We start from the raw sequence: 7,897 nt of genomic DNA on the forward strand, positions 1-7,897 counted from the left end.
CATCAAGACTTTCAATCAGGAAAGTATTAGGCATAATTTCGCAAAATGTTTTTCTTGGAGTTTAATGATTAAACTGCTAGAGATTTCAGGTAACTTAGAGCTACGAAATTCACAGGTAAATACTGAAGACCGTGATTATAATTATAATTAATTATTTTCAGTGTAATAAATTGATATTATCGTTAGGTGATGACTTTAATTGATTGTTTTATATGTATAAGATTAGAAGCTGAAATTATTCCTTGCATCAGCAAAATTAAAAGATCGATGAAGAGGATTTTATGAAAATTGAGTGCTGGATATAATCAGCTTGAACGGATTATTGTAAGTAAAAAGTTTCTTTTAGAGATGTAAAACGAACAACTGAGCAAAGTGATCAACCACTATAAAAGACTCGGTTATCTGAAACACGTTTAAGAGATTAGAGCACAATTCGTCCAGGGAAAATCAGTCTTATGTTACAGAGATTTTCTAGATGATCATTACGGGTGAAGTAAGTAAGCTGACAAAATCTTAATTAGCTATTCTGATTAAATCGCTTAATCACCTTTTTAGAAATTAGCTTAGTCTAAGATTCTAGGATCGTTTTTACCTGAGCCACGAAGTTAGAAGACATGCCATTAAATTTTTTGATTACTTATGCCTTTTGGGGTTGTTAGGAGTAGTGGATTTTGTTATTTACTTGAACAAAATATTTGTGCCTTGAGGGTAATCATTGTACTATGTTTGTTAAGTTGAGAAATTATTGTCCTTATTTACTAGAGTATAAAAGTTATTAAATATTCGTAATAAGTTGGGTTTTTTAAAATTAGATAAAAATATTATCAATCAAATTTCTATATAAATTTGCGAAAATAGAACTAAGTACTTGATAAATTCCAGCCCCCCCTTTCCTTTAAAGAACGACGACTTGCTTCTTTCTTTATACGAAGTCCCCCTTCTTAGTTCAATTGCTATTCTATTGTCTTCGGGGGTGAGGTAGAATGTATTTTTAGTTAAACTAAGGAACCTGATCAGGTGTACAATCCCAGTTTCACACTCAAAATCTTTGATCCCGAACTTGCCCAAGCAGTTCGGAGCGAAGAGAAACGGCAACAAGAAAATATCGAGTTAATTGCTTCAGAAAATTACGTGAGTCCTCGGGTGTTAGAGCTTCAGGGGTCTGTGCTAACGAATAAATATGCGGAAGGTTATCCTCATAAACGCTATTATGGGGGCTGTGAATTCATTGATATTGTTGAGCAATTGGCTATTTCTCGGGCAAAAACCTTATTCAAGGCTGACTATGCGAATGTCCAACCTCATTCTGGTTCGCAAGCTAATGCAGAAGCGTATATGGCTCTTATTAATCCTGGGGATAATTTATTAGCTATGGATCTATCACATGGAGGGCATTTAACACATGGTGCACCAGTGAGTTTCTCGGGTAGATTTTATAAAGCGGTTCACTATAAATTAAATTTAGAAGGTGATATCGATTACGATCAAGTGGCTCAGTTGGCCGAGATGCACCGGCCAAAAGTAATTTTGGCGGGATTTTCAGCTTTTTCTGGGATAGTGGATTGGCAACGTTTTCGTAAAATCGCTGATAATATTCATGCTTATTTTATGGCCGATATTGCCCACGTGGCGGGTTTAGTAGCAGCTGAAGTTTATCCTTCTCCTGTTAATATCGCAGACGTAACGACCACCACTACTCATAAAACACTGCGAGGGCCTCGTTCTGGACTAATTTTAGCTAAAGCAAATCCTGAATTAGAAAAGCGTTTAAATTCAGCAGTTTTTCCAGGTTCACAAGGCGGTCCTTTAATACATGTGATCGCTGCAAAGGCTGTAGCGTTTAAGGAAGCTATGCAGCCGGAATTTAAATCTTACGCACAACAAATTTTAAAAAATGCTGAAGTGATGGCAGCCGTAATGATGGAGCGTAATTATACTGTTATTTCAGGTGGCACACAAAATCACATGTTTCTCGTGAGCTTATTAAATAAAGAAATCTCAGGGAAGGAGGCAGAGTTAGCACTAGCTCAGGCTAATATTATTGTTAATAAAAATACAGTACCTGGAGAAATTCGTTCACCGTTTGTTACAAGTGGTCTTCGAATTGGAACGCCAGCCGTCACTACACGAGGTTTTAAAGAACAAGAAGTTTTAGAAGTAGGTCATTGGATTTGTGATATTTTGGATAATCCAAATAATAAAAATATAAGCGCTGAAATCAAAAAAAAAGTAAGAAAATTAACTCAGCAGTTTCCCATATATAGTCAAGAAAGAATGCTTTGATAATATATTATTATCTATAAACTTAAAAGATACTAGAGTAATTGATGTGTGGTTTATTAAAAGAAGGTGCCCTAAAATATATCAGGGCCGTAAGTGTTTGAAATCTTAAGAATGGATTTACTATTTTTAAAATAGGTCTAATTTAATTTACCACGGATTATCAGATAGGACGTCCAGACAAGTAGTAAATTTTATGAAGCATAGCCTCTTGCGTACAGGATTCATTACAAATGTTAAAAAAATGCCACTAGTACTGGAAAAATTAAAGCTACTTTTTAAGGTAGCATTCATTAATTGTGAGCAAGCGAAAATTGTAAAGTAAATTCTCAGTGAAGTTAAGTAAGTTTTAATAAAAAAAATTACGGGCTTTAGATGAAGTTAGTTATGTGCGATTTGTTTAAGTCTATCATAGCTTTTAAGAAATTAATGCATTTTATTATGAAATGCATTGTTTATAAGACAATGCAGAAAAAAATTCATGAAAAATAATAAACGCCATAACGCACGGCGCTATAGCCTACAAGCCCTCTATCAATGGGCTTTTGGGGAAACACCATCAGATGTTTTAATTAATAAATTTTCTGAAGAACATGATATTTCTGATGCTGATTTTCTTTACTTTAAAGATTTAATAATGGGAACCATCCAGGATATTGCGTTTATTGAGAAATTAATCGTGAAGCATTTAGATCGCGATATTAACGCTTTAAATCCTGTAGAACTGGCAGTATTGCGTTTAGCTACGTACGAATTGTTGTATCGAAAAGATGTACCGTATAAGGTAATCATTGACGAAGCAGTGGAATTAGTGAAAGAATTTGGTGCTCAGGAAGGGTATAAATATGTTAATGCAGTTTTAGATGTATTAAGCAATCAGATAAGAAAGAGAGTATAAAATGCCAAGAGGTCGTGGACCACATGGTCCTAAAAAATTTCGCAAGCGCAATCAGAATAAAAAATAATAGTAACTATTAACAGTCTGTAACGTATTTTTCAGAGTTTTTAACTCTCTAAAGGTGTCTAATCTTTTCAATCTTAAAATAGAATTATCGTATTGTTTGCAACCTTTCCCTTTTTGCATTGTTGTAAAAGAAGTAACTGATACTTATAATATACTCCAGATTTAAAGTTAAAACTTCTTGAATACCTTAGGCCTGGGTTTTTATCTAAATTGAGCAGGAAATTATTAATTTCTATAGAATATTTCTCACAACAGCTTGTTTTTATTAGTAAGTCTAGCTTACCAGATTTCCTCTACCTAGAAGACGCTTAAAACAGCAATGTACTCAGTGCGGCAATTCGGGTAGGTAAAATAATTGACACTATTATTCCAATATACAATATCAGAAGTATTTAAAACTTTGACCTAATCCAGAGTGATTTAAAAATGGTATTCAGACCGGGAACATATAAGCAATTGCAATCTTCCCATCATATCTCGGTAGATATTAGATATTAGGTACAGAAAAATTATCCCTTAAGGCTGAGAGAGCCTCTATTGAGGTTTAAACTTGAAAAAGCTTATTTTTATCTTCTTTAATTGAAAAATGATGAGTGATTCTTTGTGTCGGCAAGCAGTTTTCAAACTTGATGGTGTTTCTAATAAATTAAATATTAAGAGCCTAACACTTAAATCTTTCGTGTATGCGCCCTAATGAGTAAGATAAATGGTGAGAAGAACTATAGCTCTAGAAATGATGATAACAGCACTGTTTTATACCTGTCACTTAAAAATGTTTTCTGTTGGGTATACAACTAATTTTAATTTTATGGGCAGCACTAAAGATAAAAATTTTAATTATCCTGGTTGTATCCCAAAAGAGAGCATTAAAATGATCTCATAGCACACTAATTTTTTTTATAACTTAGAATCAGTTTTTTTTAGCTTAACAGGTCTGAGTTACTGTTTAAAGCACTTGTTCATTTTGAATGAAAAAAGCACAACTTTAATAATCAACTTTGGCTTTAAGTAGTTATTACCACAAGAAATTGGTCACCTTGTTCATGAACAGTCATTTTAATGGACTCAATCTTCGGATTTAAGTAATTTTAAATAGGGCTTATACCTACCCACCATCATCATTAAATAATAATTTGTTTCAAGAGTATTTAATTGGCTCTATTGAAGTGAATTACAATAAAATCTTAATCATGCGGTTCATGGTTAGGTTCTATAATAATAGAAGTGGTTCCTTTCTGGGAATAAAGGCTTTATCGTGCAGCCCTTAAGAAGTGTAAGCTATCAAGTATTTTATTGATATTGATGTTCGTAGAAACATAAGTGAGGCTTTCTGAGTTTTTGATATTACAAAAAAAGTTCGGCCAGCTGATAGTATGTTTCTATGAAATTACAGGGACACGATTCCTATAAAGATTGAGCGGTTCCACGTTTGAAGGCTTTTAACTGGATAATAGTTCTTTATGAATCAATTGATTAAGATTGATTGAAAAATATCTGGCGATAAGCTTTATTATAGTTAATTTTGGGTTACTATTTTGAGCTAATAGATAATCGCTGAATTATTGATTGTTCTATACCAGTTCGTCAAGCTAATTTACTAGGATTAATTTGGATTAACGGCATCAATTTTTTAAAATTGAAAGTAAGGGAAGTTATCTTTGTATTTTTATTTTTTCTTGGCTAAGCAAAAAATTATTACTTCATGAAGAATATCAATTCTTAATTGAGCTTTCGAGTATCTCTTATATTGAATTCAACTATATCTTACATTGAATTATTACTGAATCTTATATTATTAATAAATCTTAATTTAATTGCTTTTTCTTTTTTGGTCTCAAAAAGTATCTTTAGGAAATATAAAAGATTTCTTAACAAGAAAATGATATTATCAGTAAATGACATTATCTGAATTTTCAATTATTAATACCTACTTTCAACAAAGTAAATCAAAACGCATTATTGCAGGTATTGGTGATGATGCGGCCGTAATAGAAATACCTATAAATACACAAATAGTAACTTCAATAGATACTCTGGTAAAAGATGTTCATTTTTCAGTCAATACTTTACCGTACGATTTAGGTTATAAAGCATTAGCAGTTAATCTTAGCGATTTAGCAGCAATGGGGGCAACACCAGATACCACATTATTATCGTTGACTTTAGAAAAAGCTACTAAAAAGTGGCTTGAAGCTTTTTCGGAAGGGTTTTTTTCTTTAGCAGAACAATACAGAATTTCTTTGATGGGCGGGGATATAACGGCAGGACCACTTTGCATATCCATAGTAGTTAATGGTATGGTCCCGCGAGGAAAAGCTATTTATAGAAGCGGCGCTAAAGTCGGCGATTTAATTTATGTCACAGGAACAATAGGAGATGCTGGTTTGGCATTAGATTTATTAAAGCAAAAAAATAAAAAAATTGATCCATTTTTATTAAAACGATTACATTGTCCCTCTCCGCGTATTAAAGCAGGCTTAGCGTTGCGTGGAATTGCAAGTGCGGCTATTGATATTTCAGATGGATTGGTGGCTGACCTCGAGAAAATTATCCAAGCTAGTGGAGTGGGTGCTAAAATTTATGCCGATCAGCTTCCTTTATCTGAAAATTTAAAACAATATTGTGTATTTAAAAAAGCCTGGAATTATGCTTTGACATCAGGGGATGATTATGAGCTTTGTTTCACAGTGCCACATAAAAAAAGCTCTCAATTAAAAAAACTTTTTAAAAAATTGGATTGTGAGTACCGATGTATTGGTAAAATTATAGAAGAGAGGACTTTTTTAGTAGTAGATGATCAAAATCAAGCATTAAAGATAATCAAAAAAGGTTATGAGCATTTTTAAGAAAAAAAATAATATTCCTCAAAGTATCTGGACGAATCCTATTGAATTCATTGCTTGTGGATTTGGTGTGGGTGCAATACCGTATATGCCAGGTGTGTTTGGCACAATGTTAGGTGTGTTTTTTTATATTTTTGTTAGCCGATTTTCTTTGCTTACTTATAGCATTATTGCACTCGTTCTTTTTGTTTTTGGAATAATTATTTGTGATATTACAAATCGCCACTTTGGCACTTTCGATCATCCAGCTGCTGTATGGGATGAAATAGTTGGATTTTTATTTGTTATGATTGCTATCCCTAAAATTTGGTATTTTATTTTAATGGGTTTTATTTTATTTCGGATATTCGATATTTGGAAACCGTGGCCTATTAGTTGGATTGAAAAAAATATTGGAGGTGGTTTAGGTGTGATGATTGACGATATAATGGCTGCTTTATACACATGGATCATTTTAAATATTATTGTTAATATCCTCAATATTTACGAATGCTCGAGTAGCATTCAAAAATAATCGTTAAAAATCATTTAAATCAATGAGCTTATTATGATGAGTTTATTATCAAAAATGAATGACAAGGAGTGTATTTTCAATATTTTTTCTTTTCAACTTTTTTAGTGGTCTTGAAGTTTTCTCTTCTAATCGATGGACATTATCTGTCTAAGATTTTATTTAGTGCTATTTATAGTGGATTTTAAGGAGAGAGGTTAATTGTGTGTTTAATTTCTGTTTATGCTGGTTAGGCTATAAATTTTTAATGTCTAGATAGAACAATTTGGTTATGGAATAGAATGGGGGGGGGTGACTTTAGTAGGAGTTCAGTATTATTTCGATGACAAGGAGATTACCCCAGGTAGGGAAACACAAGTGGGTAACGATAGAGTTTAAAAGGAAACAATAATTCTTTAGCATAAAGAATCAAGAACTTTTAATTTGCTACTTAAGATCATTGCCAAATTAAGTATAAACGTAGCTTTTACATGTGCTTTGGTCGCTGATTTGATCAGTAAGACTACGGTCTTACACCTATATTTACGAAAATTAGTATTTTTCTACTTAATTATGGTAAAATTCATTCTGAATCAATTTACTGGTATTGTACCTCCAGTAGTGGCAACCTCATTAATTTCAATTTTACAATAAAAATATACAATTTTTTGTAGGGTTATCATCTAGTTAGGTGAAAATTGTTGAAGATTTTGGAGGTTGTGTGAGTCTTTTTATGGAACATAATTACTATGACTATAAAAAATCTACCTACATTGGTTGGACCTCTTATTCATCCTTCTTCCATATATAATGTTTTTTGACACTTATATTCAAAGTGCTATACCTGGAAGGATATTAATAGATTTTTATGTGATAAACGTAAGTTTTTCTGTTATTTTCGCCCATTGATTTTTGAAGTAAGTCTTTTCTTTATAAAAAGAGTTAGGTTCATTAAAATGCGACGATATCTAACATATTAATAATATTATATACTCTTCGAGAGTAATTTTTTCACGCATAAGATCTTAGCAGGTGGACTTGGAGTTCTATTTTTTCTGCTGTGAATAATTTTTATATTTAGTAGATTAGGTAGTAGTATTTATATAGGAAGATTTAATTATAAAGGAATGTATGTAAATACAAGTAACATCCTAACATTTTTTAAATTTATAACCACTAATTTTTATCAAAAGGCTTATTCGGATGGGTAGTGAAGTAGGAGTGGGATATCGATTTTATAATCCTTAGTTTGTAGGTGTTAAGTTTGCTGTAATAAAAATCCTGAAACTGCCTTGGTTGATATCATGCCAATACAAGTAG

General features: G+C 32.2%; 4 protein-coding genes. All 4 read left to right on the forward strand.

Annotation, left to right across the window (positions count from 1 at the left end; all coding sequences use genetic code 11):
• Nucleotides 1–1,017: 1,017 nt before the first annotated feature.
• On the forward strand, nt 1,018–2,283 hold the full coding sequence (gene glyA, locus CLERM_RS02745; protein ID WP_102157069.1) for a serine hydroxymethyltransferase: 1,266 nt from the start codon (nt 1,018–1,020) through the stop codon (nt 2,281–2,283).
• 478 nt (nt 2,284–2,761) lie between these two features.
• Nucleotides 2,762–3,178 carry a transcription antitermination factor NusB gene (gene nusB, locus CLERM_RS02750; protein ID WP_102157070.1) on the forward strand — a complete coding sequence of 139 codons (417 nt, stop codon included), beginning with the start codon at nt 2,762–2,764 and terminating at the stop codon, nt 3,176–3,178.
• A 1,961-nt stretch (nt 3,179–5,139) separates the two neighbouring features.
• Nucleotides 5,140–6,090, forward strand: a complete 951-nt coding sequence (gene thiL / locus CLERM_RS02755; RefSeq protein ID WP_102157071.1) for a thiamine-phosphate kinase — start codon at nt 5,140–5,142, stop codon at nt 6,088–6,090.
• Entirely contained in the window at nt 6,077–6,601 is a 525-nt protein-coding gene (locus CLERM_RS02760; protein ID WP_102157072.1) for a phosphatidylglycerophosphatase A family protein, read from the forward strand. The genes thiL and CLERM_RS02760 overlap by 14 nt, the downstream gene beginning before the upstream one ends.
• The last annotated feature ends 1,296 nt before the right edge of the window (nt 6,602–7,897 follow it).

It is taken from the genome of Coxiella-like endosymbiont, assembly GCF_002871095.1.
Taxonomy (GTDB): domain Bacteria; phylum Pseudomonadota; class Gammaproteobacteria; order Coxiellales; family Coxiellaceae; genus Coxiella.